We start from the raw sequence: 24,877 nt of genomic DNA, 5'->3' as shown, positions 1-24,877 counted from the left end.
TGACCAGCACCGCCACCGAGGGAGGTGGTACGGAGGGGATCCGGCCGGTCCCACCGCGCGCTCAGTCCCGCTCCACCACCCGGACCAGCACCGCCACCGAGGGACGCGGTACGGGCGGACCCGGCCGGTCCCGCCGCGCTCAGTCCCGCTCCACCACCCCGGTGACCAGCACCGCCACCGAGGGGCGCCCCTCCACCGCGGCCGCCACGGCGCTCCGCACCGCCCGCGCCACGTCGAGCGCCCGGTGACCCGCGTCCGTCGCCAGCTCGACCCGTACATGGTCCGGGCCGGTGTGCACCGCGTGACCCAGCGTCCGGGTCAGCGTCACCACGCCCGGAACACCCGCCGCCGCGGTCCCCGCGGCCCCCTCCGCCGCTGCCGCGAGTACCTCCGCCGGGGCCGGAGCCGGAGCCGGTCGTTCGGGCGGTGTGTCCAGCAGTTCCGTCACCCGGACGTCCACCGCCTCCACCACCAGACCGAGCCGCCGCGCGGCCGCCGTCAGCAGCGCCGAACGCAGCGCCTCGGCCGCCAGGGGCAGCGGCCCGCCGGACAGGGCCGCCATGGACGCCTCGATCCGCAGCGGTCCGGGCGGCAGCGCACTCGGCGGCGGCGGCACCTCCGGATCCGGCGCCCCGCCCGGGTCGGCCACCGAGATCCTCAGCTTCCCGAGCACCGGAGCGGGTCCCGGCCCGCGCGCCATCGCCCCGCGCAGCACCGCCACCGCGGCCCGCTCCGCGATCCAGGCCCCGTCCGCCGGGCCGCCCAGCGGGAGCAGCCGCCCGAGGCCGAGCCGCTGCCGTACCGCCGCCGTCCATCCGTCGGCCCCTCGCGGGCCGTCAGCCGTCGTCATTTCCCCAGCCTGCCGCATCCACGGCGCGAGACGGGGCAAGCACACCTAATGTGAGCAAAGAGGGCTTTTCATCGGACTCGGGCCGGCACGGCACGACCCGGGGCGAGAGGCCCCAGGTCCCCCTGCCCCGAAGGGAAACATGGCGATGACCGACATCACACAGCGGAACCGGCCCGAGAGCCCCGACCAGGAGTCCGGTCCGCTCATCAAGCGCGGCGGAGGCGCCCCCGCCGACCGAGGCCGTACGACCATCGCCGACGGCGTGGTCGAGAAGATCGCGGGTATGGCGGCCCGCGACGTGGTCGGTGTCCACGCGATGGGCAGCGGCCTGTCGCGCACCTTCGGAGCGGTGCGCGACAAGGTGCCGGGCGGCGGCAAGTCCGTCACGCGCGGGGTCAAGGCGGAGGTCGGGGAGTCCCAGACCGCGCTCGACCTGGAGATCGTCGTCGACTACGGCGTCGCGATCGGCGATGTCGCCCGCGACGTACGGGAGAACGTGATCGCCGCGGTGGAGCGGATGACCGGACTGGAAGTCGTCGAGGTCAACATCGCGGTGAGCGATGTGAAGCTGCCCGACGAGGCCGACGACGAGGAGCAGCCCGAGCCGCGCCTCCAGTAGTCCTTGGACGCGAGGCAGTCCGCTAGGCAGTTGAGGAGCGCACGATGAGCATGGCTGTGGCCGGCATGGTGGCCGGCATGGCGCTCGGATTCGCCGGATACTTCGGCGGCTTCGGGGCCTTTCTGCTGGTGGCCGCCCTGGGGGCGATCGGCTTCGTCGTCGGTCGCTTCGTGGAGGGCGACCTGGAGCCCGGCGACTTCTTCCGGAGTCGCGAGCGCGGCGACCGACGGCGGTGACGGCGTTGTCGGGGGCGAACGGCCGGATCGCCGCGGGCGAGCGCGGGGAGACCCGGATCGCCGACCGGGTGGTCGCGAAGATCGCCGCGCAGGCGGCGAAGGAGGCGGTCGACGAGCCGCCGTCGGCGGGCGCCGCGCCGCGCGCCACCGTCACGGTGCACCGGGGCACCGCCCGGGTGCGGGTGAGCCTGGAGCTCGGATACCCGTGCGACATCGGCCGGCGGTGCGGCGGGGTGCGTCGGCGTGTCGCCGAGCGGGTAAAAGCGTTGGCGGGAATGGAGGTGCCCGAGGTGGCCGTACAGGTCGAGCGCCTGCATCCCACGGACGCGAGCATCGCGGCACAGGGGAGGATCCGATGACCGAACCCCAGGGACCGGAGCACCGCACGGGAGGGCCGCCCGCCGCCCGCCCCGTCGAGCAGGCCGGGCGGGGCGACGTCGTCGAACTCGACCAGTCCGGCTCCTCCGCCGCCTACGACCCGGTGCCCGCGCGGCGGGCGGACGGCGGCAGGGCGGGCCGCTTCTGGTCGGCCCGGCGCGTCCCCGCGGCGGTCCTCGCGCTCGTGGTCCTCGGCGCCGGCGGGCTGCTGCTCTACGACGTGGCGTCGGTGCGGGCCGACCGGCCCGCGATGTGGTGGCGCCGCTCGCTGGCCGACGAACTGGCCCGCCGCCCGCTGGACAGCCCCTGGCTGCTCGGCGCCGCCGCGGCCGCCGTGCTGATCGGCCTGTGGCTGCTCGTGCTCGCCCTCACCCCCGGACTCCGCGCCCTGCTGCCGATGCGCCGGGACCTGCCCGGCGTACGGGCCGCCCTCGACCGGTCCGCGGCGGCACTGGTCCTGCGCGACCGGGCCGTCGAGGTGTCCGGAGTGCAGTCGGTACGGGTCCGGATGGGCCGGGGCCAGGCGGTGGTGCACGCCGTGTCGCACTTCCGTGAACTCGACGACGTACGGGCCGATCTGGACACCGTGCTCGGGACCGGTATCAGGGAGCTGGGGCTCGCCCGGCCGCCGAGCCTGTCCGTGCACGTCCGCAGGCCCGCGAAGAAGGGGTGAGCCCGTTGCTCAGGACCGTCAACCGGGTGCTGCTCGGCCTCGCCGGGCTGGTGCTGATCTGTGGGGGCGGCGCGGTGCTCGCCGCCGGGCTCGGTCTGACCGTGCCGTCCTGGTGGCCCTGGTACGGCAAGGGTGATGTGCTCATCAGCCGGGCCGACCGGGACCGCTGGCGCGACCAGGGCTGGTGGTGGCCGACCGTCATCGCCGTCCTCGCCGTCGTGGTCGTCCTCGCCCTGTGGTGGCTGCTGGCCCAGCTGCGCCGCGCCCGCCTCGCCGAGGTGCTGGTGGACAGCGGTGACGGCGAGGGGGCGCTGCTGCGGGGCCGGGCCCTGGAAGGGGCGCTCGCCGAGGAGGCGGGGGCGCTGGACGGGGTGGCCCGCGCCCAGGTCGCGCTGACCGGCCGGCGCAGCTCGCCGCGGGCGAGGATCCGTCTGCTGATGGAGCCGCACGCGGCGCCGGACGAGGCGCTCGGCCGCCTCACCGGCGAGGCCCTGGCCCACGCACGGGAATCGGCGGGGCTGGCCGAGCTGCCGGCCGAGGTACGGCTGCGGGCGGTCAGGCACCGCGCGGAGCGGGTGAGCTGAGAACGGTCCGTCGCCGGGTCCCTCACGGCTCCCGGGGCTCGCACGGCCCCTACGGTGCCCCGGCTTCCGGGGTTCGCACAGCCCTACGGTGCCCCGGCTCCCGGGGTTCGCACGGCCCCTACGGTGCCCCGGCTCCCGGGGTTTGCACAGCCCCACGGTGCTCCCGGCTCCCGGGGCTCGCACAGCTCCCACGGTGCCCCCGGCTCCCGGGGTTCGCACAGTGGCCATGGCTCCGCTCGCGCTCCCACGGCGCCCATGGCTCTCCCGGCCGCCGTGCGGGGCGCGTAGGGCCTTGGGACGGAACCGGCGGACGGGGCCCGGCCCGGGACCAGCGCCGGGACCGGGCCGGGCCCCGTCCGAGGTCCGTGCCGGGAGCCGCCCTCGTGCGGGGCGGCCCCGTTCAGAAACCGTGCCGGGAGCCGCCGTCGACCGGGAGCATGATGCCCGTCAGATACGAGGCCGCGGGCGAGAGCAGGAACGCCGCCGCCCGGCCGAACTCCTCCGGCGTGCCGTAGCGCCGCAGCGGGATCAGCGCCTCGTGGGCCGCCCGGGAGGCTTCCGCGTCCCCGGTACGGGCGTCCAGCTCCCGCGCCCGGTCCGTGTCGATCCGGGCCGGCAGCACGCCCACCACCCGGATGCCGCGGGGACCGAGCTCGTCGGCCAGGGACTTGGCGAAACCGGCCAGGCCGGGACGGAGGCCGTTCGAGATGGTCAGCCCGGCGATCGGCTCGTACACGGAGCCGGAGAGCACGAAACCGATGACACCGCCCTCGCCCAGCACGGCCGCCGCCGCCCTGGCGAGACGCACCGCGCCCAGGAACACCGACTCGAAGGCCGACTGCCACTGCTCGTCGGTGTTGTCGGCGACGAAACCGGGAGCCGGACCGCCGACGCTGATGAGAATGCCGTCGAGCCGGCCGAACCGCTCGTGCGCCGTGTCCACCAGGCGCTGCGCCGACTCGGGGTCGGCGTTGTCGGCGGCGAGGCCGACCGCGTCCGGCCCCAGTTCCGCGGCGGCCGCCTCGGCGCGCTGTCCGTCCCGGCCGGTGACGATCACCCGCGCGCCGTCGGCGGCGAGCACCCGCGCCGTGGCGTTGCCCAGCCCCCGGGTCGCTCCGGTGACGATGTACACACGGTCCTTCAGTCCAAGATCCATGGCCCTATCCTGCCGCGTCGGGTTCCATCGTGTCCTCCCCGGCCAGTGCCATGGCGGTGCCCACGAGACCGATGTGGCTGAACGCCTGGGGGAAGTTGCCCAGCTGACGGCGGCCGACGGTGTCGTACTCCTCCGCGAGCAGCCCCACGTCGTTGCAGAGCTTCAGGAGACGTTCGAAGAGATCGCGGGCCTCGTCGGCACGCCCGGTCAGGATCAGGGCGTCGGCCAGCCAGAACGAGCACGCCAGAAAGGCCCCTTCGCTGCCCGGCAGCCCGTCGATCGAGGAACCGTCCGTGCTGTAGCGGCGCACCAGGCAGTCCCTGCCCAGCTCGGCCCGGACCGCGTCGACCGTTCCGACCACCCGGGGATCGTCCGGCGGCAGGAATCCCGTCCGGGCGATCAGCAGCGTCGCGGCGTCCAGGTTCCGGGAGCCGTAGGACTGTGTGAAGGTGTTCCGCTCCGGGTCGTACCCCTTCTCGCACACCTCCCGGTGCACGGCGTCGCGCATCGCCCGCCACCGGTCGGCGTCACCGGCCAGCGCGGGGTTGTTCTCCAGGGTGCGTACGGCGCGGTCGGCGGCGACCCAGGCCATCACCTTGGAGTGCACGAAGTGACGGCGCTGGCCGCGGATCTCCCACAGCCCCTCGTCCGGCTCGCGCCAGGTGGACTCCAGGAAGCCCAGCAGGCTGAGCTGGAGGTTCCACGCGTGCGGCTTGTCGTCAAGACCCGCCTCACGGGCGAGCCGCAGCGAGTCGATGACCTCGCCGTAGACGTCGAGCTGGCGCTGACGGACCGCGGCGTTGCCGATCCGGACCGGGGCGGAGTTCTCGTAGCCGCGCAGCCACGGCAGCTCCGCCTCGGGCAGCCTGCGTTCGCCCGCGAGGCCGTACATGATCTGGAGGTCGGCGGGGTCCCCGGCGACCGCCCGCAGCAGCCAGTCCCGCCAGGCGGCGGCCTCCTCCAGATAGCCGGCCGAGATCAGGGCGCCGAGGGTCAGCGTGGAGTCCCGCAGCCAGCAGAAGCGGTAGTCCCAGTTCCGTACGCCGCCGATCTCCTCGGGCAGCGAGGTGGTGGGCGCCGCCACGATGCCGCCGGTCGGGCCGAAGGTCAGCGCCTTGAGCGTGATCAGCGAACGGATCACCGCCTCCCGGTAGGGGCCCCGGTACTTGCACCGCGCCGACCACCGGGCCCAGTCGGACAGGGTGCTCTCCAGCGCCTCGTACGGGTCGACCAGATCGGGGCGGGGCGAGTGCGAGGGATGCCAGGTCAGGACGAACGCCACCTTCTCGCCCTCGGAGACGGTGAAGGACGAACAGGTGGAGAACTGCTGGCCCCAGGTCTTGACCGGCGGCTCGCTGCGCAGCCAGGCCGAGTCCGGCCCCGCGACCGCCACCCGGTGCCCCCGTGAGCGGCGCACCCACGGCACCACCGAACCGAAGTCGAAGCGCAGCCGGATCACGGAGCTCATCTCGACGGTGCCGCTGACACCCTCGACGATCCGCATGACATCGGGTTCCCGGTCGCGCTGCGGCATGAAGTCGGTGACCTTGACCGTGCCGGTACGGGTCTCCCAGAACGTCTCCAGGACGAGGGACTCACCCGCGTAGCCGCGTCGGGCGCAGTTCTCCGCGCCTTTCGGGGCGATCCGCCAGTGGCCGTTGTCCTCGTCGCCGAGCAGGGCGGCGAAGCAGGCGCCCGAGTCGAAGCGGGGCAGGCAGAGCCAGTCGACAGAACCGTTTCTGCCGACCAGGGCGGCCGTCTGGAGATCGCCGATGAGGGCGTAGTCCTCGATGCGTGGGGTCACGTTGTGGCGTGTTCCCGAACCTGCGCCTCGTTAAGCAATCCCGTGCGGCGGGGGTCACCCGCCGGAACGCACCCGCCCGCATCCGGCGGACGCGGCGTCAGGCCGTGGCGGGTTCAGGCTTCTCCGGTGTCTCAGGCTTCTCCGGTGCCTCCGGTGCCTCCGGTGCCTCCGGCTTCTCCGGCTCGGAGGGCTGCCGCTCCCCGGCGGCGGCCTCGGCCGCGGCGGCCACCCGGTCGCGCTTCTCCCTGCGGGCCAGCACCACGTACCCCACCGGGACCCCCGCGGCGAAGAGCCACCACTGGACCGCGTACGCCATGTGCGGACCGATCGAGCTGTCGTCCGGGGCCTCGATCAGTTCCGGGGAGTCACCGAAGGGCTCCGGCGCGGTCTGCTCGATGTAGCCGCCGAGCACCGGCCGGGAGAGCCGCTCGGCCTCCTGCGCGCTGTTGATCAGCATCACCTGGCGGTCCGGAAGGTCCGAGATGTCCTTGATGCCGCTGGCGCTCGTCGTCTCGTCGGCCTTGAGCCGTCCGGTGAGGGTCACTTCGCCCCTGGGCACGGCCGGAACGTCGGGGAAGTCGCGCTGGCTCTCGGCGGAGGGCACCCAGCCGCGGTTGACCAGGACCGTGCCGCCGCCCTTGAGGTCGAACGGGACCAGTACGTGGACGCCGATCCGGCCGTCGGTGGAGGTCCTGCGGCGCACGACCACCTGATGCGCGGTGTCGTACGTGCCCGTGGCCGTCACCGTCCGCCAGTAGTCGGAGCGCGGGACGGTGTGCCCCGGAGCGGTGAGCGAGGCGACCGGAACCGGCTTCGCCTTGAGGTTGTGGGAGATCAGGGAGTTCTGCGCGACCTTGTGCTCATGCCGGTGCAGCTGCCAGAAGCCCAGCTCGACCATCGTGGGAATCAGGACGAGGGCGAGGAGGGCGAGGATCAGCCACTGCCGGGTCAACAGGAAGCGGTACACCCCACGACGGTACAACTGTGCCGTGGGGCGCATCGCGCAGGGGTGGGGGGAAGAAGGCGTGGCGGCCACCGCTCAGACTCTGTCGATGATGCCCACCTTCCCCTCGGCGCGGGCGCAGTGACCGCCGCAGAACCAGTGCCCGTCGACCTCGACGCCCTGGCCGATGATCTGGACCCGGCAGTGCTCACAGATGGGCGCCATGCGGTGGATGGCGCAGGAGAAGCAGTCGAAGACGTGCATCGCGCCCTGCGCGTGCACCTCGAAGGACATGCCGTAGTCGTTTCCGCAAACCTCGCAACGTGCCATGCGCCACAGGGTGGGACGCCGGGACGCGGCGGGCGAGCGGCGGGCGGGCGAGTCGGTGCCGGTTCACTCCGATGACGGCGTGGCCGCCCGGGGCGGCGCGGCGGACGCGGGCGCCACGTCGCGCAGCAGGTGGGTGAAGGCGCTCTCGTCGAGGATCGGTGTGCCGAACGACTTGGCCTTGACCGTCTTCGACGTCGCCGAGTCCGGGTCGTTGGTGACCAGCAGGCTGGTCAGCCGGGACACACTGGTCGCCACGTGGAGCCCGGCCTCCACGGCCCGGTCCTCCAGCAGCTCGCGGTCGACGGAGGTGTCCCCCGAGAAGGCCACCCGCATGCCCTGCATGAGGGGTTTGTCCTTCTCGTACCGTCCCGGGTTCGGATACGGGCACGCCGGACGCTTCCGCGAGGGACGCCAGCTGTTCTGACCGTACGAGGGCTGGTAGCCGATGCGCGGAGTGACCGGGGAGTCCGACCACTCGGTCAGCGGCCGGCATTCCAGCAGCGGCAGCCGCACTCCGCCGCGCGCCGCCGCGTGCAGGCTCGGACGGAACGCCTCGGCCAGCACCCGGGCGTCGTCCAGGGCGTGGTGGGCGCGCTGCTGCACGACGCCGAAGTGCGCGGCCAGCGACTCCAGCTTGTGGTTGGGCAGCGGAAGCCGCAGCTCCTTGGAGAGCGCGATGGTGCACAGCCGCTGCTCGACGGGGGCGACGACCGCGGCCCGTGCGTACTCCCGGGCCAGCATCGACCAGTCGAAGGCCGCGTTGTGCGCGACGAGGACCCGGTCCGCCAGGCGTTCGGAGAGCTGGGCGGCGACCTCCGGGAAGAGCGGGGCACCCTCCAGCACCTCGCTGGTCAGCCCGTGGATCCAGACCGGTCCGGGATCGCGCTCGGGGTTGACGAGGGTGTACCAGTGGTCCTCGACGTTGCCCTGCGCGTCCAGGCGGTAGACGGCGGCGGACACTATCCGGTCGTCCCGTGCGAGTCCGGTGGTCTCCACGTCGACGACCGCGTACCCCTGGGGGTAGGCGGTCGGCCACGGTGCTGCGGTCTGGCGGTCGTCGAGCATGGTCACAGAGAATACGGGCCGCGACTGACAGTCTCCTACTCGGCCGTCCGGCCCTCCGGCGGCACCCGCCCGCCCTGACGGCCCGTCGGGCGGGTCGGTACGTGTCGGCTCGCCGGACGGGGTGAGACCATCCCGGGGTGACGGATACCCGGACCCACGACGAACCGCATGGCAGCGGACTCGGCGCACGGCTGAACTGGCTGCGCGCCGCGGTCCTCGGAGCGAACGACGGTGTGGTCTCCACCGCCGGCCTGGTCGTCGGCGTGGCCGGCGCCACCGGCGACCGAGCCACCCTGCTCACGGCGGGCCTGGCCGGGCTGCTCGCCGGGTCCATGTCGATGGCGGCGGGCGAGTACGTCTCGGTCTCCACCCAGCGCGATTCGGAGCGGGCCGCCCTCGCGACGGAGAAACGGGAGCTGGCGGAGGCCCCGGAAGCGGAACTCATCGAGCTCACCGGCCTGTTGGAGGGCAAGGGGCTGAGCCACGAAGTCGCCCGCGAGGCCGCCCTCCAGCTCACCGAACGCGATGCGCTGCGCGCCCACGCGGAGGTGGAGCTGGGCATCGACCCGGACGACCTGACGAACCCGTGGCACGCGGCGGGCGCGAGCTTCCTGGCGTTCACGGTGGGGGCGCTGCTGCCGCTGCTGGCGATCGTGCTGCCGCCCTCGTCGCTGCGGCTCCTGGTGACCGTGCTGTCCGTACTGGCGGCGCTGGCCCTGACGGGGTGGTGGAGCGCCCGGCTGGGCGAGGCGAGGGTGGGACCGGCGGTGCTGCGGAACATGGGCGGGGGAGCGCTGGCGATGGCGGTCACGTATGCGGCGGGGGAGTTGCTGGGGGCGGTGGGGGTCTAGGACCTGTCTTCGAGGTGCCGTCGTCCGGCCACGGCAGGCGGCAGTTCGAAGACAGGCCCTAGTGGCGGCGGACGATGCGCTCGGGCGGGAAGAGCTCGGTGCCGGTGGCCGGTGTCTCGCCGCCGAGGTGGATCGTGAGGTTGTCGAGACGGGCCAGCGGGGCCAGGTCGTAGGGGATGTTCCCGGGCCGGAAGTGCAGATGAAGCCTTGTCAGCGCGGGCAGTTCTCGCAGTGGCTCCAGCCCGCCCGGCAGGGGGCAGCGGGTGAGCGAGAGCGTGCGCAGGCCCGTCAGACCGGCGAGCTCGGCCAGGTCCGCGCCGTGCAGTCGGTCGAGGGTGAGCCGGCGCAGGCGCTGGAAGAACGGTGTTCGGCACATGTACCGGAGCTGCGACAGGCTCTCGATGCGGCACTCCTCCAGTCCGGTCCACCGCTCGATTCCCTCCAGGCTCAGCTCGCCGGCTTCCTTGAGCAGGGAGAGCGACGTGAGGTGGCTGCTCAGCGCCAGTTCGCCGATGCTGTCGACGGCGAAGCGGTGGCCGAGGGCCAGTCGGCGGACCTCGGTGAACGGCTCCAGGTGTTCCGCCGGCAGGTCGGGATGGAGCCGGTTCAGAGTCAGCCAGGTGAGCGGAAGGTCCGACAGCGGGCTCAGATCGCGGACCTCGGGGCACAGGCTGAGCCCCACGTCTGTGAGTGACGGCATGGAGGCCAGCGGGGAGACATCGGTCAGTGTCGAGTTGTCGAAGAAGAAGAGCTTCGCCGTCCCACGACGTGCGATCAGCGGGGACAGATCCGAGCGGTCGCCGAGCAGACGAATCGCCCGGGTCTCGGGAACATGCCGCAGAGCGGCCAACTCACCGTCGTTCGTCACGGACAGGTGCATCGTGTTCCAGGTCTGCGCCGCGAGCACCTCCCGGGCGTACTCATCGGTGTCGAACGAGCCCCACGCCTCATTCAGCTGGACCGCCACGCGACGCCGTTCGTCGTTCCGGTACCCCTTGATCACCTCGAACGCCGCCTCACCGCCCACCAGCGCGGCCGTCATCACCACGTACCCCGCCGCGTACTCGTCCTCCACCTCCTTCGGCCCCGGCAGCAGTTCCAGCACCAGTTCGCCGACCCCGGCCAGCGCCTCCGCTTCCGCCTTCGTACGTGGCGGCAGCAGTTCGGCCGTCCGGCGCTGGACCTCGGCACGTACCGCCGGGTCCAGCTCCGGGGCGTGTTCCAGGCTCGCCGCCGCGAGCAGCACCAGCCCATGCCGGTGCTTGCGGGTCTGGCCCGCGCGCTTCAGCAACTGCCGCAGCAGCCGGGCCCGTTCGTCGGCGCGGGCGTGCCCCACCGCCATCTGCACCACGTCGTGCCACTGGTCGTCGTGCGCGTGCTTGACCAGCACGCCGAAGTCGCGGGCCTCCACCGCCGCCTTCGCGCCCAGATAGTCCTGGAACGTCCGGTGCACGAAGTCCACCGCGCCCGGCGCCGGTTCGCGGAGCAGTCCGCTGCGGATCAGCAGGTGCGAGAAGACCTGCTCGGCCGTGCCCCGCACCTGTGGCATCGCCCGCAGCCACTGCGCCACCATCGCGACGGCCTCCTCGCGGTCCGCCTCCACCTGCCCGTTGCGGATCAGCCAGTACGCCAGCCGTTGCAGCAGCGCCGTCTGCTCCTCCCGCGTCAGATCGACACCCTCGACCCCGACGATCTCGCGCTCCGTGTCGCGCCGCACCAGCAGCATGTCCAGCGCCGCGTCGTACAACTCCCGGCGGGCGCGTGGCAGTTGCATGCGCCGGTCCCGGTTCAGCGCGCACAGCAGGGCGCACATCAGCGGGTTCGTCGCGAGCCGTCCCAGGTCGCGGCGGGTGCCCACCGCGCGGCGCAGCGAGACCTCGTACCCGTCGAGCCGTTCGCGTTCCTCGGGGCAGGGGCATTCGGACCGGGCCGCCCCGTGCCAGTGCCCGATGAAGGAGCGGATGTCCTTCTGGTTCATCGCCAGCAACGAGTGCGGCTCGAAACCGGAGCCGGACAGCCAGCCCTCCGGAACGGCGGACGGCCTGGTCGTCACCACGTACCGGGAGTCCGGGTACGCCGTGATCAGGTCCTTCAGCCACTTCTCGGTACGCCGGCGCAGCCGCGCCGGGACCTCGTCGACCCCGTCCACCAGCACCAGACCCCGCCCCGAGGCCAGCAGCCCGTCCGCCCACCCGGCCGGCGCCGCGCCGTGCAGCGGAACACCGGCCGCGCGCAGGAACTCCTCCGGCGCGGGCAGGGTTTCGTGCGAGGTGAACGCGCGCAGCCGCAGGACGAACGGCACGCAGCGGTTCCAGTCCATCAGACCGGCGGGGAACGTACGGCGGGCCGCGTTCACCGCGAGCCACTGCACCAGCGTGCTCTTGCCCGAACCGGCCGGTCCCCGCAGCAGCAACCGGTCCGTCCCGGACAGCGCCTGCTCGACGGAGACCGTGACCGTGGCCGGGTGCTCAAGTCCGGGCTCCCGGGGGCCGCTCCCACTCACCGTCAGGCCGATGTAGGCCGTGTCCAGCGGCCACTCGCCCGCCGACCGCCCCAGCGTCAGCCCGAACAGGCCCATCCGGGAGTGCGTCGCCGCCATGAACTCCGCGTACCGCCGCTCGAAGTCCAGGGCCGCCGCGTCCGGGCGCGGGCCGAGCCGGTCCCGTACGTCCGCCACCAGTTCACGCGTCCGCTCCGCCGCGCGGGTCTGCTCCACCGCCGCGCGCGCCGCGAAGGACGGCTCGGCGGTCAGCTGCTCCACGACGTGCGCGCAGCACCGGCCGAGCAGCTCCTGATAGAGCCCCGTCGCGCGGTCCGACAGGCCCGCGGCCGGCGGCGGCAGCGCGGCGGCCAGCCGTTCCGGGTCCAGGCCCGCGGCGAACAGCCGGTCGGCCGTCAGCCCGCCCGCCGCCGCGAAGGCGTCCCGCACCGCGTCCACCGCGGCCAGCCGCTCGTGCTCCGGCAGCCCGGCGTACGACCGCTCCAGCCGGTCGCCGAGCACCCGCGCCAGCCGGTCGGGCCCGGCCGGGCGGGGGAGGGGCCGCACCGGGTCCGGGACGAGGCCCGCGCCGGGCCTGGGCGTGACCAGCGATCTGGCCACCGTGCCGATCACGGTCGTCGCCAGCCGGACCAGCGCAACTTCCAGACCCTGCACGGCAGTCCCTCCCCCACGGAAGCTCCAGTACAGGGATCGTACGACGCCCGCATTGGCAGAAGTCACCAAAGACTGCTGACACCGCGTCTCGCATACTTGTTGGTAACAACGTCTGGTCCCGGGCCGACCTGCGGCTCTACGGTGCAGGCATGCCGCCGAACCTGCCCGATGTAGTGCTCTGGTCCATACCGGCCTTCGTCCTGCTCACTGTTCTGGAAATGGCCCTCCACCACTTCCATCCCGACGAGGACGCCGCCGGGTACGAGGCGAAGGACGCCGTCACCAGCATCAGCATGGGACTGGGCAGCCTGGTCTTCGACCTGCTGTGGAAAGTGCCCATCGTCGCGATCTACACCGCGGTCTACGAACTGACCCCGCTCCGCGTCCCCGTCCTGTGGTGGACCGTCCTGCTGATGCTGCTCGCCCAGGACTTCTTCTACTACTGGTCCCACCGGGGCCACCACGTCATCCGGATCCTCTGGGCCTGCCACGTGGTCCACCACTCCAGCCGGAAGTTCAACCTCTCCACCGCGCTGCGCCAGCCCTGGACCTCCCTGACCGTCTGGCCGTTCTACCTGCCGATGATCGCGTGCGGCGTCCATCCGGCGGCCCTCGCCTTCTGCTCCTCGGCGAACCTCGTCTACCAGTTCTGGGTGCACACCGAGCGCATCGACAAGCTCCCCAGGCCCTTCGAGTACGTCCTGAACACGCCCTCCCACCACCGGGTGCACCACGCCTCGCAAGGCGGCTACCTGGACCGGAACTTCGGCGGCATCCTCATCCTCTGGGACCGGCTCTTCGGCTCCTTCACCACCGAGACCGAGCGGCCCGTGTTCGGCCTCACCAAGAACATCGACACCTTCAACCCGCTCCGTGTCGCCACCCATGAGTACGCCGCCATCGCCCGCGACGTACGGGCGGCGGGCAGCTGGAGCGAGCGGGCCGGGCGGATCTTCCGCGGCCCCGGCTGGCAGCCCGCCGCGACGGCCGCCCGCACCGCCACCCCCGCCCGGGAGCGCACCGGATGAGCACGGACACCGTGCCGGACCGGCGGGAACGTCTCGTACGCCCGCTGTTCCTGGCCTTCCTCGTGGCCTCGGCCGTCGACCTCGTCGGCGTGCTCGCCGACGTCCCGGCCGCTCATCTCGTCGCCAAGCCGCTGCTGATGCCGCTGCTGGTCGGGTACGCCGTCGCCCGGCGCGGGCCCCGGCTGCTGGTCGCGGCGCTCCTGTTCGGCTGGGGCGGCGACACACTGCTGCTGGCCGACGCCGAGCCCGCCTTCCTCGTCGGGATGGGCTCCTTCGCCCTGGGCCATGTCTGCTATCTCCGGCACTTCGGCCGGGCCCGCGGCTCGCTGTCCGCCGGGCTCGGCTACGTCGCCGTCCTGACCTGCTTCGTCGCGCTGCTCTGGCCCGGTCTGCCCGCGCCGCTGCGGATTCCCATGACCGGCTACAGCCTGCTGCTCACGGCGATGGCGTACCGCGCGGGCACCCTCGGCCGGTACGCGGCCACCGGCGGGGCGCTCTTCCTGCTCTCCGACGCGCTGATCGCCACCGGCATCGCCGACTGGCCGCAGCTGCCCGCTCCCGACTTCTGGGTGATGCTCACCTACCTCGCGGCGCAGTTCCTGCTGACCGTCGGAATCCTCGCACCGGGTCCGAAATGGGCCGGTGTCGCCCCCGGGGCGTACCGTGAGCGGAGTATCAGCAGCTGAGACCGGCAAGGACCCCTACGCATGCGCGCCACCGTCATCCACGCCCCCCACGACATACGCGTGCAGGAGGTGCCCGACCCGTCCGTCCAGCAGCCCACCGATGTGGTGCTGCGGGTCCTGCGGGCCTGCGTCTGCGGCAGCGACCTGTGGGCGTACCGGGGCGAGTCCGCCCGTAGGCCGGGGCAGCGCATCGGCCACGAGTTCCTCGGGATCGTCGAGGAGGCGGGCGCCGAGGTGGCCGGTTTCGCCGTAGGCGACCTCGTCGTCGCCCCCTTCGTCTGGTCCGACGGCACCTGCGCCTACTGCGCCGAGGGGCTGACGACCTCCTGCCCGCAGGGCGGCTTCTGGGGCTCGGTCGGTTCCGACGGCGGGCAGGGCGAGGCGGTACGCGTCCCGTTCGCCGACGGCACGCTGATCAAGCTCCCCGCCGCCGCGGCCGCCGACGACCGCCTGCTCACCGCGCTCCTCGCCCTGTCCGACGTGCTCGGCACCGGCCACCACGCCGCCGTCGGCGCGGGCGTGAAGCCCGGATCCACCGTCGCCGTCGTCGGCGACGGGGCGGTCGGACTGTGCGGCGTCATGGCCGCCAAGCGGCTCGGCGCCGAGCGGATCATCGCCCTCGGCCGCCACCGGGCGCGCACGGACATCGCCCGCACCTTCGGCGCCACGGACGTCGTCGCCGAGCGCGGCGAGGCGGCCGTCGACGCCGTACGGGAACTGCTCGGCGGCGAGGGCGCGCACGCGGTGATCGAGGCCGTCGGCACCGAACAGTCGATGCGCACCGCCGTCGGGATCACCCGCGACGGCGGCTCCATCGGCTACGTCGGCGTGCCGCACGGCAGCGGCACCGGCCTGGACCTCGGCGTCATGTTCGACCGCAACATCTCCCTGCGCGGGGGCGTCGCCCCCGTACGCACCTACATCCCGGAGCTGCTGCCCGACATCCTGTCCGGCACGATCGACCCCTCGCCCGTCTTCGACCTGACCGTGGGCCTCGACGACGTCCCGGCCGGATACAAGGCCATGGACGAGCGCACCGCGCTGAAGGTGCTCATCAAGCCGTGAGCCGTGAGCGGCACGTTCGCGTGGTTCGTCGGGCCGTGAGCCGGGCGGGTGCGCGGTCTCGTCAGACCGCCGGCCACGCCGCCGCGTCCGCCCCCAGCGGGCCGGGCGGGCGCGACCAGCCGGCCGGGGAACCCTCGAAGGAGACCGGTGGCACCGCGTGCCGCAGCCGCCCCAGCGGGCTGTCCGTCTCCATGAGCCACCGCTCCGGCTCGTACGCACCCCCGGCCGCCGCACCGGTCTCCCCCCGGGCGGGCAGCTCGTCGAGCAGCCAGGCGGCGGTACGGGCGAGCGAGAACGTCGCCAGCCGCGAGCCGCCTTCCTCGTGCTGCTCGGTCAGCGCCCGCAGCACGGCGGCGGCCAGCAGATAGCCGGTGCCGTGGTCGAGCGCCTGGGCGGGCAGCGCGCCGGGCGGGCCCCCGGGCCCGCCCCCGGCCTCGACCGACGCGATGCCGGTGGCCACCTGGACCAGGCTGTCGAAGCCGCGCCGCCCGGCCCACGGGCCGTGCCCCCAGGCCGAGAGCCGCCCGATCACCAGCCCCGGCCTGCGCGCGGCCAGGGACCGCGGGGTCAGCCCGAGCCGCTCGACCGCACCGGGCCGGTAGCCGAGGACGACCACGTCCGCCTCGGCCAGCAGCCCGTCGAACACGGCCGCCCCCGAGCGGCTGCCGAGGTCCAGGTCCACCGACCGTTTGCCGAAGCCGGTGTCGGCGTGCGCGTCCGGGCTCTCCGGGAGCTGAGGGGCGTCGATCCTCAGCACGTCCGCGCCGAGCAGCGCGAGCGTCCGGGTGGCGACCGGGCCCGCGATCACCCGGGTGAGGTCCAGGACCCGCACCCCGGCGGCGGGCAGCAGCGGTTCACCGGTGAGTGGCGCCGTCCGCCGGGCCGGCGCGCCGTCGAGGCGCTCCCTGGCCACCAGCGGCGTCCCGGCGACCGCCGCGCCCCGTGGATCGGCCGCCCACTCCCCGGGCGTACGGGCGGTCACCGCCAGCCCGCCCGCCGCGTACACCGTCCGCTCGATCTCCTCGCCCCGGCGCCCGGCGAACGAGGCTTCGGCCGCCGCCGCGGCGGCCTCGTCCGGGGTGTCCGCGGGCAGCCCCAGCGTGGCGAGCAACCGGGCCCGGTGGTGCGGGTAGTTGGCGTGCGTACGGACCCAGCCGTCCGCCGTGCGCCAGAACCGCGACAGCGGGGCGAAGGTGGCCGGCGCCCGCCCGTCGATCCGCAGATGGCGTTCGCTGGTGAAGGCCGTGGCCACCGCGCCTTCGTCGACGCGGACCCGCGGCACGGGACGCCCCGTGCGGCGCGCGGCCAGCTCGGCCGCGGCCAGCGAACAGACCGCGACGGTCGAGCGGGCCAGCTCCATGACGGGCAGCCGGGCGGGGAGCAGCTCCCCGGGACCGTCCGTCCCGAGGAGCGCGAGAAGCGCGGGATCGCCGCCGAGCGCGGCCCACGCCTGTTCGGTTCCGGACCTGCGTGCATCAGTCATCCGCACACTATGGCACTGCGTGCCACCAAGCGGGAGGGGCGTCCGGAACCCGCGCCCCTCCCGCCGCGCCGCGTCTCCCGCTACCAGCGGACCGCGTTCAGCGCGTTCACCACACCGGCACCGTAGAAGCCGTTGCGGTGCTTGCCGCCCTCGCAGACGGCGTCGATCGTGCCGTCACCGTCGATGTCGTACGGGGCGCCGCACGCGGTGGCGTCGGCCTCGGCGAGCAGCAGCGCCTTCACCGCGGCCGCCGAGGCGTGCGGGTGGACCGACTTGATCAGGGCCGCGACCCCCGCGACATGCGGAGAGGCCATCGACGTACCGGCCTTGTAGCCGTACTGGCCGTCCGGCAGCGTGGAAAGGATCAGGCCGCTGGTGGCCGGCGGGGCGGGCGTCTGGTAGGCCGTGGAGTCGCCGCCCGGCGCCGCCACGTCGATGACACCGTTCCCGTAGTTCGAGTACGAGGCCTTCAGCCCCTTGGCGCCCGTCGCGGAGACCGTCACGACGCCCGGCAACTGCACCGGGATGTCCAGGCACTTGTGCGGGTCGATCGTCCGGGTGACGGTCGTGCCGTCGTTCGGGCTCTGCGCGTCCTCGATCGCGTCGGAGGCGAGATCGAAGCTGCTGTTGCCGGACGAGGCGATGTTGACCGTGCCCTTGCGCTCCGCGTACCGGGTGGCACGCGCGACGGCGTCGACCAGGGCTCCCTGGTCGGGGTCGTTCTTGCAGTTGAACATCCACGGGTCGGTGAAGTAGCTGTTGTTGGTGACGTCGACACCGTGCTCGGCGGCCCAGACGAAGCCGCAGACGATCGACTCCGTGTAGAAGAACCCGTCCGGGTTCGCCACCTTGATCCCCGCGACCTTGACGCCCGGCGCGACGCCCGTCACGCCGATGCCGTTCTTCGCGGCGGCGATGGTGCCCGCGACATGGGTGCCGTGGTTGCTCTCGTTCGGCTTGGAACGCCACGCGCCGTCCGTCGTGTCCGGCGCCCCGGTGACGCAGTTCGCCGACGCCCGGCGGTCGAAGTTCGGCGCCAGGTCCGGGTGGGTGTCGTCGACGCCCGTGTCGATGACCGCGACCGTGACGTTGCGGCTGCCCAGCGTCTTCTTGTGCGCCTGGTCCGCCTTGATCGCGGGCAGGTCCCACTGAAGGGGCTCCATCGGGTCCTGGCCCGCCGTCGCCTTCGCCGCCGCTACCTCGGCCTGCGCGGCGGTGAGCGGCTGCTCGACCCCGGTGTCCGTGGTGGCCTGCGGGACGATGGGACTGGTGCGGGTGGCCCCCGCCGAATCCACCCCCCTGACCCGGCGGATCGTCTTCGCGAAGTCCGGGTTCTGCGAGTGGACGACGATGACGCCTATCTGCTCGTAGGCGATCACCACCGTGCCGCCGGCCTCGGCTATCGCCTTCCGCACCTGCTTGACGGTCCCGTGACCGCCCCGCGTGTTGACCACGTACGAGAGCTTGGGGCCGTCCGTCGACACCGCCGCCGCGGGGCGGGCGTCCACGGGGGCGGCGGAGGCGGCGCCCGTCGGCAGGAAGCCGAGCGAGGCGGTGAGGGCCAATCCGACGGGCAGCGTGAGCGCGCGCGTCCGTCTGGATCCCAGATGAGCCATGGGGTCTCCACATCATCCGTGCCGGGCGACCGGACGCGGGCGCACCCGGTCGCGTACATGACCAGTGAAGCTATCGCTGATCATCCCCGCCCATCAATGACTTCGGCGGCCCGGGTTCGGCCGGACGGGGGTCAAACGGCGCACGGGAGAAGTACGGAAGCGTGGTGAACCGCTCGGGCGCGCTCTCCGTGCCGTTGTCGGGGGAAGTGCACCGATGGCCCCCGACACCGACCCCTTCCCGGTGAGACCCACCGTCACCGACACCACCGCACCCGCGTCGCGAGGAGATTCCGTGGCTACCGATGCACCGCCGCCGCCCGAGATCAGTACGGACGCCCGCCCCGCCCAGCCCACGACCGAGGCGTTCGTCGCGACGCAGGAGAGCGAGGAGTTCGGCGAACTGCGCCGCTCGCACCGCTCGTTCGCCTTCCCGCTGACCATCGCGTTCGTCCTCTGGTACCTGCTCTACGTGCTGCTGTCCAACTACGCGGGCGGCTTCATGGGCACCAAGGTGTACAGCAACATCAACGTGGCCTTCGTGTTCGGCCTCGCCCAGTTCGTCACCACCTTCCTCATCGCCTGGCTCTACTCGCGGCACGCGGCCGCGAAGCTCGACCCGAAGGCCGAGGCCATCAAGTCCCGTATGGAGGCCGACGCATGAGCGCCGCGTACCACGCACATCCCGCCGTCCGGCTGGCCGCCTCCTCGACCACCGAGCACCGGCCGCTGATCATCACGCTCTTCGCCGTGTTCGTCGCCGCGACCCTCGCCATCACCGTCTGGGCCGGACGGCAGACCCGCAGCGCCTCCGACTTCTACGCGGGCGGCCGCCAGTTCACCGCCTTCCAGAACGGACTGGCCGTCTCCGGCGACTACATGTCCGCCGCCTCGTTCCTCGGCATCGCCGGGGCCATCGCCCTCTTCGGCTACGACGGCTTCCTCTACTCCATCGGCTTCCTCGTCGCCTGGCTGGTGGCCCTGCTGCTGGTCGCCGAACCCCTGCGCAACTCCGGCCGCTACACGATGGGCGACGTCCTCGCCTACCGGATGCGCCAGCGCCCGGTCCGTACCGCCTCCGGGGTCTCCACCATCGTCGTCTCGATCTTCTACCTGCTGGCACAGATGGCGGGCGCGGGCGTCCTGGTCTCACTGCTCCTCGGCATCACCAGCGACGCGGGCAAGATCCTCATCGTCGCCCTGGTCGGCGTACTGATGATCGTGTACGTCACCATCGGCGGCATGAAGGGCACCACCTGGGTGCAGATGGTCAAGGCCGTACTGCTGATCGCCGGCGCCCTGCTGATGACCTTCCTGGTGCTGCTCAAGTTCGACTTCAACATCTCCGACCTGCTGGGCACGGCCGCCGAGAAGAGCGGCCACGGCGCGGCGTTCCTGGAGCCCGGCCTCAAGTACGGCGCCACCGGCACCTCGAAGCTGGACTTCCTCTCCCTCGGCATCGCCCTGGTCCTCGGCACTGCCGGCCTGCCGCACATCCTGATCCGCTTCTACACGGTCCCCACCGCCAAGGCCGCCCGTAAGTCGGTCAACTGGGCCATCGGCATCATCGGCGCCTTCTACCTGATGACGATCGCCCTCGGCTTCGGCGCCGCCGCCCTCATCGGACCCGACGAGATCAAGGCGAAGAACCCGGCGGGCAACGCGGCCGCCCCGCAGCTCGCCGAATACCTCGGCGGGGTCGGCTCCACCGGCGGCGCCGTGCTGCTCGCGGTGATCTCGGCCGTCGCCTTCGCCACCATCCTCGCCGTCGTCGCGGGACTCACCCTCGCCTCCTCGTCCTCCTTCGCGCACGACATCTACGCCAATGTCATCCGCAAGGGGAAGGCCACCGAGAGGGAGGAGATGCGGGCGGCCCGCTGGGCCACCGTCCTCATCGGCGCGGTCGCGATCGTCCTGGGCGCCTTCGCCCGCGACATGAACGTCGCCGGGCTGGTGGCGCTCGCCTTCGCCGTCGCCGCCTCCGCCAACCTGCCGACCATCCTCTACAGCCTGTTCTGGAAGCGGTTCACCACCCGGGGCGCGCTCTGGTCGATCTACGGGGGCCTGGCCAGTTCGGTGATCCTCGTGCTGTTCTCCCCGGTCGTCTCCGGCAACCCCAAGACGTCGATGTTCAAGGGCGTCGACTTCGCCTGGTTCCCGCTGGAGAACCCCGGCCTGATCTCCATCCCGCTGGGCTTCCTGCTCGGCTGGATCGGCTCCCTGCTCTCCAAGGAGGAGCCCGACAAGGGCAAGTACGCCGAGCTGGAGGTCAAGTCCCTCACCGGCATCGGAGCGCACTGACCGCACGGGCCCGCCCGCTCCCCGGCCGTGTCGTAGGGTCCTACGACACGGCCGGGCCGCACCTCGTGTCAAACGGGCCCCGCCGATGTCACCGCTCTCGCGTAGTCTCGGAGGAGTCAGCCGGAGGAGCCGGCCGGAAGTGCGGACCCGGCACCCCGGGAAGCCGTTGGGGGAGGGGGTGCACATGCTCATCGACACATACGACCGGGTCGCCACCGACCTGCGCGTCTCGCTGACCGACCGGTGCAATCTGCGATGCACCTACTGCATGCCCGAAGAGGGCCTGCAATGGCTCGCCAAGCCCGACCTGCTCAGCGACGACGAGATCGTCCGGCTGATCCGCATCGCCGTCACCCGGCTCGGCATCACCGAGGTCCGCTTCACCGGCGGCGAGCCCCTGCTCCGCCCCGGGCTCGTCTCCGTCGTGGAGCGGTGCGCGGCCCTCGAACCACGCCCCAGGACGTCCCTCACCACCAACGGCATCGGCCTGGGCCGCACCGCCGCCGCGCTGAAGGCCGCCGGTCTCGACCGGGTCAACGTCTCGCTGGACACCCTGCGCCCCGACGTCTTCAAGACCCTCACCCGCCGCGACCGCCACCACGACGTGCTGGCCGGACTCGAAGCCGCCCGCGACGCCGGGCTCACCCCGGTCAAGGTCAACGCCGTCCTGATGCCGGGGCTCAACGACGACGAGGCCCCCGAGCTGCTCGCCTGGGCCGTGGAGCGGGGATACGAGCTCCGCTTCATCGAGCAGATGCCGCTGGACGCCCAGCACGGCTGGAAGCGCGACGGCATGATCACGGCGGAGGACATCCTCACCTCGCTGCGCACCCGCTTCACCCTCACCGAGGAGAGCGACGGCGAGCGCGGCTCCGCCCCGGCCGAGCGCTGGATCGTCGACGGCGGCCCGCACCGGGTCGGCGTCATCGCCTCCGTCACCCGCCCGTTCTGCCGGGCCTGCGACCGGACCAGGCTCACCGCCGACGGCCAGGTGCGCACCTGCCTCTTCGCCCGCGAGGAGACCGATCTGCGCGGCGCCCTGCGCTCGGACGCCCCGGACGAGGAGATCGCCCGGATCTGGACGCGCGCGATGTGGGGCAAGAAGGCCGGATCGGGCCTGGACGACCCGTCCTTCCTCCAGCCCGACCGGCCGATGTCGGCCATCGGAGGCTAGGGCCGGTCTTCGAAGTGCCGTCTGCCGGGCGGAGACCGGGCCGTGCGGTGCCCGGTGCCTGCTCCGACCTGCTCCGGACCGAAGTCCCCGGGCATTCCGTCCGATCGGACCGGACCCCATGCGCCCCGCGCGATCCGGACGGAACACCGCACCCTAGGGAATGTCCGGGCGGCCGGGGCCGTCGGCACCACCGGACTCCCACTCCGCCAGCGTCACGACGTCCTTGAGGAAACCCCGCACGCCGAGGAACGACGAGAGGTGCTCCCGGTGCTCCTCGCAGGCCAGCCAGGTCTTGCGGCGCTCCGGGGTGTGCAGCTTCGGATTGTTCCAGGCGAGCACCCACACGGCGTCGGCCCGGCAGCCCTTGGCGGAACAGATGGGGGTGGCGGCACCGCTCTCGGCTGCGGTTTCAGGGGAGTTCACGGACTCAACCCTAGAGCCTGTCCGGACGGCCAGCCGGAGAAAAAGCGACGCCGGGCAGCCACGGGGGGAGCTGCCCGGCGTCGGTCTGTCGCTCCGACGGGGGATGCGGAGCGCCTACGAAGTATGTCACGCAGACCGGGGTGCGGTGCACCGTAACTTCATGATTGATCTGAGGTTTTCTTGAGCTTCGGCTCTCCCGCCCGGCCTACGGGCTCAGACGGGCCCTCCGCCGCGGTGGCCCTCGTCGCTCTTCGGAGCCGATTCCGCCGCACCGGCCACGGGCGCCGGGCCGAGTGCCGGCCGCATCGGTGCCGGTACGAAGGTGGAAGGGAGCGAAGGGGTGTTCTCCCGGCCCGCGTTGGCGATGACCACCGCCACGTACGGCAGCAGAACCCCGAGCGCGAGCGCCACGATCGCGACGTACCGCTCGACGTTCCACAGCACCGCGGCCAGGACCACCGAGACCGTCCGCACCGACATCGAGATCACATAGCGCCGCTGCCTGCCGCGCACATCGTCCGCGAGCCCCTGCCGGGCTCCCGTGATCCGGAAGACCTCGCCGCCGCTCTGCTTCCGCATCACGTCTCCCTCACCCTTCCCCCGGCGCCTGGCGGGGCGGGGGCACCTCATTCCGCGCCGGACACACCCGGACCGGACCGCGAACCACGGTACGCCCGCCCCCCGGCGGCCACGAGACCGGGGCACGCCCTGTTCGTACATATCGGCATCCGTGCCGCACGTACGGACCCCTCCGGCATGCGGTGCGCGGCGCGGGAGCCGAGACTGGGCGCACTGCGCGACATCGCGTCGCACGAGGAGGCGGCATGGGTTGGTTGTGGGCAATCATCGTGGGTCTGGTGCTCGGTCTGATCGCGAAGGCGATCCTGCCCGGCAAACAGAACATCCCACTCTGGCTGACGATCATCTTCGGCATGATCGGCAGCGTCCTCGGCAATGCCGTCGCCACCTGGATCGGGGTCAACGACACCAAGGGCATCGACTGGATCCGCCATCTGCTCCAGCTGATCGGTGCGGTGGTGGTCGTCGGCGTCGGCGACATGCTGTGGGCCTCCTTCCGCGGGTCCAAACACCGGACCTGAACCGGCGGACGGACGCACCGCGGGCCGGACACGCGCCATGCGTGTCCGGCCCGCGGTGTGCGGTCGTGGCCCGGTATCAGCCGGTGACCTCGACGGCGGCGAGGTTCTTCTTGCCCCGGCGCAGCACCAGCCAGCGCCCGTGCAGCAGTTCCTCGCGGGCCGGCGCGCTCTCGCCGTCCGTGACCTTGACGTTGTTCACGTACGCACCGCCCTCCTTCACCGTGCGACGGGCACCCGACTTGCTCGGCGCCAGGCCGACCTCCACCAGGAGATCCACCAGCGGGCCCAGCTCGGCGACCCGCGCGTGCGGCACCTCGGAGAGCGCGGCGGCCAGCGTCGCCTCGTCCAGCTCACCGAGCTCGCCCTGGCCGAAGAGCGCCTTCGACGCCGCGATGACCGCGGCGCACTGATCGGCACCGTGCACCAGCGTCGTCAGCTCCTCGGCCAGCGCGCGCTGCGCCGACCGGGCCTGCGGACGCTCCTCGGTGACCTTCTCCAGCTCTTCGAGCTCCGCGGGGCTGAGGAAGCTGAGGATGCGCATGTACCGCGAGATGTCCCGGTCGTCCACGTTCAGCCAGAACTGGTAGAACGCGTACGGCGTGGTCATCGCCGGGTCGAGCCAGACGGCACCGCTCTCGGACTTGCCGAACTTGGTCCCGTCCGCCTTCGTCATCAGCGGGGTCGCCAGCGCGTGCACCTCGGCGCCCGGCTCCAGGCGGTGGATCAGGTCGAGACCGGCGGTGAGGTTGCCCCACTGGTCGCTGCCGCCCTGCTGGAGGGTGCAGCCGTAGCGCCGGTACAGCTCCAGGAAGTCCATGCTCTGGAGCAGCTGGTAGCTGAACTCGGTGTAGCTGATGCCCTCGTCGGACTCCAGCCGCCGGGCGATGGACTCCTTGGTCAGCATCTTGTTGACGCGGAAGTGCTTGCCGATGTCCCGGAGGAACTCGATCGCGGACAGGCCCGCGGTCCAGTCCAGGTTGTTCACCATGACCGCCGCGTTCTCGCCCTCGAAGGAGAGGAACGGCTCGATCTGCGACCGCAGCCGCGACACCCAGGCGGCGACCGTCTCCGGATCGTTCAGCGTGCGCTCCGCGGTCGGCCGGGGGTCACCGATCTGACCCGTCGCACCGCCCACCAGGGCGAGCGGCCGCAGACCGGCCCGCTGGAGCCGGCGCATGGTGAGCACCTGCACCAGATGGCCGACGTGCAGGCTCGCCGCGGTGGGGTCGTAGCCGCAATAGAAGGTGACCGGACCGTCCGCGAGAGCCTTGCGCAGTGCGTCCTCATCGGTGGACTGGGCGAACAGCCCACGCCACTTCAGCTCGTCGACGATGTCCGTCACGGTTCCGGTGCTCCTCGTG

25 protein-coding genes are annotated in these 24,877 nt (G+C 72.5%); 13 read left to right on the top strand and 12 right to left on the bottom strand.

Features of this window, described 5'->3' with window-relative positions; genetic code table 11:
- Positions 1–139 precede the first annotated feature (139 nt).
- The gene (locus ACFVFH_RS00250) at positions 140–850 is read right to left on the bottom strand and encodes a hypothetical protein (protein ID WP_383761232.1); all 711 of its coding nucleotides are present in this window, start codon (positions 848–850) and stop codon (positions 140–142) included.
- A 145-nt stretch (positions 851–995) separates the two neighbouring features.
- Between ACFVFH_RS00250 and ACFVFH_RS00245 the strand changes: the two genes are divergently transcribed.
- Genes ACFVFH_RS00245 through amaP form a run of 5 tightly spaced genes read left to right on the top strand, consistent with a single transcriptional unit; the run spans position 996 to position 3,340 of the window.
- Complete coding sequence (locus ACFVFH_RS00245; protein ID WP_383761229.1) at positions 996–1,469, top strand: Asp23/Gls24 family envelope stress response protein; 474 nt, start codon at positions 996–998, stop codon at positions 1,467–1,469.
- Positions 1,470–1,513: 44 nt separating this feature from the next.
- The gene (locus ACFVFH_RS00240; RefSeq protein ID WP_383761227.1) at positions 1,514–1,705 is read left to right on the top strand and encodes a hypothetical protein; all 192 of its coding nucleotides are present in this window, start codon (positions 1,514–1,516) and stop codon (positions 1,703–1,705) included.
- Positions 1,702–2,064 carry a hypothetical protein gene (locus ACFVFH_RS00235; RefSeq protein WP_383761224.1) on the top strand — a complete coding sequence of 121 codons (363 nt, stop codon included), beginning with the start codon at positions 1,702–1,704 and terminating at the stop codon, positions 2,062–2,064. The genes ACFVFH_RS00240 and ACFVFH_RS00235 overlap by 4 nt, the downstream gene beginning before the upstream one ends.
- Positions 2,061–2,756, top strand: coding sequence for a DUF6286 domain-containing protein (locus ACFVFH_RS00230; RefSeq protein ID WP_383761221.1), 696 nt, complete (start codon positions 2,061–2,063; stop codon positions 2,754–2,756). Before ACFVFH_RS00235 ends, ACFVFH_RS00230 begins: the two co-directional genes overlap by 4 nt.
- Before the next feature lie 5 nt (positions 2,757–2,761).
- A complete protein-coding gene (gene amaP / locus ACFVFH_RS00225; protein WP_383763460.1) occupies positions 2,762–3,340 on the top strand; it encodes an alkaline shock response membrane anchor protein AmaP in 579 nt (192 codons plus the stop codon).
- Positions 3,341–3,740: 400 nt separating this feature from the next.
- On the opposite strand, the gene ACFVFH_RS00220 is transcribed toward amaP, so the two are convergent.
- From ACFVFH_RS00220 to ACFVFH_RS00200, 5 genes are all read right to left on the bottom strand, one after another.
- Positions 3,741–4,496, bottom strand: coding sequence for an SDR family oxidoreductase (locus tag ACFVFH_RS00220; RefSeq protein ID WP_383761218.1), 756 nt, complete (start codon positions 4,494–4,496; stop codon positions 3,741–3,743).
- A 4-nt stretch (positions 4,497–4,500) separates the two neighbouring features.
- Complete coding sequence (locus ACFVFH_RS00215) at positions 4,501–6,300, bottom strand: glycoside hydrolase family 15 protein (RefSeq protein ID WP_383761216.1); 1,800 nt, start codon at positions 6,298–6,300, stop codon at positions 4,501–4,503.
- 97 nt (positions 6,301–6,397) lie between these two features.
- Positions 6,398–7,267, bottom strand: a complete 870-nt coding sequence (locus tag ACFVFH_RS00210; protein WP_383761213.1) for an SURF1 family protein — start codon at positions 7,265–7,267, stop codon at positions 6,398–6,400.
- 72 nt (positions 7,268–7,339) lie between these two features.
- A complete protein-coding gene (locus ACFVFH_RS00205) occupies positions 7,340–7,573 on the bottom strand; it encodes a hypothetical protein (RefSeq protein ID WP_383761210.1) in 234 nt (77 codons plus the stop codon).
- Between the two features lie 63 nt (positions 7,574–7,636).
- Positions 7,637–8,644, bottom strand: coding sequence for a DEDDh family exonuclease (locus ACFVFH_RS00200; RefSeq protein ID WP_383761207.1), 1,008 nt, complete (start codon positions 8,642–8,644; stop codon positions 7,637–7,639).
- 131 nt (positions 8,645–8,775) lie between these two features.
- Here ACFVFH_RS00200 and ACFVFH_RS00195 point away from each other — a divergent pair, with 131 nt between their 5' ends.
- Positions 8,776–9,489, top strand: a complete 714-nt coding sequence (locus ACFVFH_RS00195) for a VIT family protein (protein ID WP_383761204.1) — start codon at positions 8,776–8,778, stop codon at positions 9,487–9,489.
- Between the two features lie 58 nt (positions 9,490–9,547).
- On the opposite strand, the gene ACFVFH_RS00190 is transcribed toward ACFVFH_RS00195, so the two are convergent.
- Entirely contained in the window at positions 9,548–12,643 is a 3,096-nt protein-coding gene (locus ACFVFH_RS00190) for an NACHT domain-containing protein (protein ID WP_383761201.1), read from the bottom strand.
- Between the two features lie 149 nt (positions 12,644–12,792).
- Between ACFVFH_RS00190 and ACFVFH_RS00185 the strand changes: the two genes are divergently transcribed.
- From ACFVFH_RS00185 to ACFVFH_RS00175, 3 genes are read left to right on the top strand one after another with little or no spacing between them, the layout of a single operon-like run.
- On the top strand, positions 12,793–13,671 hold the full coding sequence (locus tag ACFVFH_RS00185; protein WP_383761199.1) for a sterol desaturase family protein: 879 nt from the start codon (positions 12,793–12,795) through the stop codon (positions 13,669–13,671).
- Positions 13,668–14,357, top strand: coding sequence for a lysoplasmalogenase (locus ACFVFH_RS00180; RefSeq protein WP_383761196.1), 690 nt, complete (start codon positions 13,668–13,670; stop codon positions 14,355–14,357). The genes ACFVFH_RS00185 and ACFVFH_RS00180 overlap by 4 nt, the downstream gene beginning before the upstream one ends.
- 21 nt (positions 14,358–14,378) lie before the next feature.
- Positions 14,379–15,422 carry a zinc-dependent alcohol dehydrogenase family protein gene (locus tag ACFVFH_RS00175; RefSeq protein WP_383761193.1) on the top strand — a complete coding sequence of 348 codons (1,044 nt, stop codon included), beginning with the start codon at positions 14,379–14,381 and terminating at the stop codon, positions 15,420–15,422.
- 61 nt (positions 15,423–15,483) lie between these two features.
- Here ACFVFH_RS00175 and ACFVFH_RS00170 read toward each other — a convergent pair whose 3' ends face one another.
- Complete coding sequence (locus ACFVFH_RS00170) at positions 15,484–16,905, bottom strand: CoA transferase (RefSeq protein WP_383761190.1); 1,422 nt, start codon at positions 16,903–16,905, stop codon at positions 15,484–15,486.
- Between the two features lie 80 nt (positions 16,906–16,985).
- Positions 16,986–18,521 (bottom strand): S8 family serine peptidase, encoded by a 1,536-nt coding sequence (locus tag ACFVFH_RS00165; RefSeq protein ID WP_383761187.1) that lies wholly within the window; start codon positions 18,519–18,521, stop codon positions 16,986–16,988.
- A 292-nt stretch (positions 18,522–18,813) separates the two neighbouring features.
- Between ACFVFH_RS00165 and ACFVFH_RS00160 the strand changes: the two genes are divergently transcribed.
- The 3 genes from ACFVFH_RS00160 (at position 18,814) to moaA (ending at position 21,993) form a co-directional block, all read left to right on the top strand.
- Entirely contained in the window at positions 18,814–19,182 is a 369-nt protein-coding gene (locus ACFVFH_RS00160) for a DUF485 domain-containing protein (protein ID WP_383761184.1), read from the top strand.
- Positions 19,179–20,819 carry a cation acetate symporter gene (locus tag ACFVFH_RS00155; protein WP_383761181.1) on the top strand — a complete coding sequence of 547 codons (1,641 nt, stop codon included), beginning with the start codon at positions 19,179–19,181 and terminating at the stop codon, positions 20,817–20,819. The genes ACFVFH_RS00160 and ACFVFH_RS00155 overlap by 4 nt, the downstream gene beginning before the upstream one ends.
- A gap of 184 nt (positions 20,820–21,003) precedes the next feature.
- Positions 21,004–21,993 (top strand): GTP 3',8-cyclase MoaA, encoded by a 990-nt coding sequence (gene moaA, locus ACFVFH_RS00150; protein WP_383761178.1) that lies wholly within the window; start codon positions 21,004–21,006, stop codon positions 21,991–21,993.
- 153 nt (positions 21,994–22,146) lie between these two features.
- Here moaA and ACFVFH_RS00145 read toward each other — a convergent pair whose 3' ends face one another.
- Positions 22,147–22,416, bottom strand: coding sequence for a hypothetical protein (locus ACFVFH_RS00145; protein ID WP_383761175.1), 270 nt, complete (start codon positions 22,414–22,416; stop codon positions 22,147–22,149).
- A gap of 213 nt (positions 22,417–22,629) precedes the next feature.
- Entirely contained in the window at positions 22,630–22,995 is a 366-nt protein-coding gene (locus ACFVFH_RS00140; RefSeq protein WP_383761173.1) for a DUF3099 domain-containing protein, read from the bottom strand.
- A gap of 245 nt (positions 22,996–23,240) precedes the next feature.
- On the opposite strand from ACFVFH_RS00140, the gene ACFVFH_RS00135 reads away from it, so the two are divergent.
- Entirely contained in the window at positions 23,241–23,516 is a 276-nt protein-coding gene (locus ACFVFH_RS00135; protein ID WP_383761170.1) for a GlsB/YeaQ/YmgE family stress response membrane protein, read from the top strand.
- Between the two features lie 76 nt (positions 23,517–23,592).
- On the opposite strand, the gene tyrS is transcribed toward ACFVFH_RS00135, so the two are convergent.
- Entirely contained in the window at positions 23,593–24,858 is a 1,266-nt protein-coding gene (gene tyrS / locus ACFVFH_RS00130; RefSeq protein ID WP_383761167.1) for a tyrosine--tRNA ligase, read from the bottom strand.
- Positions 24,859–24,877 lie beyond the last annotated feature (19 nt).

It is taken from the genome of Streptomyces sp. NPDC057697 (assembly GCF_042799335.1).
GTDB lineage: Bacteria > Actinomycetota > Actinomycetes > Streptomycetales > Streptomycetaceae > Streptomyces.
This window is presented reverse-complemented; position numbering and strand designations above follow the sequence as displayed.

Coding starts and splice junctions, on each gene's coding strand:
- ACFVFH_RS00250 (WP_383761232.1), bottom strand. CDS start 850: ATGACGACGGCTGACGGCCCGCGAGGGGCCGACGGATGGACGGCGGCG.
- ACFVFH_RS00245 (WP_383761229.1), top strand. CDS start 996: ATGACCGACATCACACAGCGGAACCGGCCCGAGAGCCCCGACCAGGAG.
- ACFVFH_RS00240 (WP_383761227.1), top strand. CDS start 1,514: ATGAGCATGGCTGTGGCCGGCATGGTGGCCGGCATGGCGCTCGGATTC.
- ACFVFH_RS00230 (WP_383761221.1), top strand. CDS start 2,061: ATGACCGAACCCCAGGGACCGGAGCACCGCACGGGAGGGCCGCCCGCC.
- ACFVFH_RS00220 (WP_383761218.1), bottom strand. CDS start 4,496: ATGGATCTTGGACTGAAGGACCGTGTGTACATCGTCACCGGAGCGACC.
- ACFVFH_RS00205 (WP_383761210.1), bottom strand. CDS start 7,573: ATGGCACGTTGCGAGGTTTGCGGAAACGACTACGGCATGTCCTTCGAG.
- ACFVFH_RS00185 (WP_383761199.1), top strand. CDS start 12,793: ATGCCGCCGAACCTGCCCGATGTAGTGCTCTGGTCCATACCGGCCTTC.
- ACFVFH_RS00180 (WP_383761196.1), top strand. CDS start 13,668: ATGAGCACGGACACCGTGCCGGACCGGCGGGAACGTCTCGTACGCCCG.
- ACFVFH_RS00175 (WP_383761193.1), top strand. CDS start 14,379: ATGCGCGCCACCGTCATCCACGCCCCCCACGACATACGCGTGCAGGAG.
- ACFVFH_RS00170 (WP_383761190.1), bottom strand. CDS start 16,905: ATGACTGATGCACGCAGGTCCGGAACCGAACAGGCGTGGGCCGCGCTC.
- ACFVFH_RS00165 (WP_383761187.1), bottom strand. CDS start 18,521: ATGGCTCATCTGGGATCCAGACGGACGCGCGCGCTCACGCTGCCCGTC.
- ACFVFH_RS00155 (WP_383761181.1), top strand. CDS start 19,179: ATGAGCGCCGCGTACCACGCACATCCCGCCGTCCGGCTGGCCGCCTCC.
- moaA (WP_383761178.1), top strand. CDS start 21,004: ATGCTCATCGACACATACGACCGGGTCGCCACCGACCTGCGCGTCTCG.
- ACFVFH_RS00140 (WP_383761173.1), bottom strand. CDS start 22,995: ATGCGGAAGCAGAGCGGCGGCGAGGTCTTCCGGATCACGGGAGCCCGG.
- ACFVFH_RS00135 (WP_383761170.1), top strand. CDS start 23,241: ATGGGTTGGTTGTGGGCAATCATCGTGGGTCTGGTGCTCGGTCTGATC.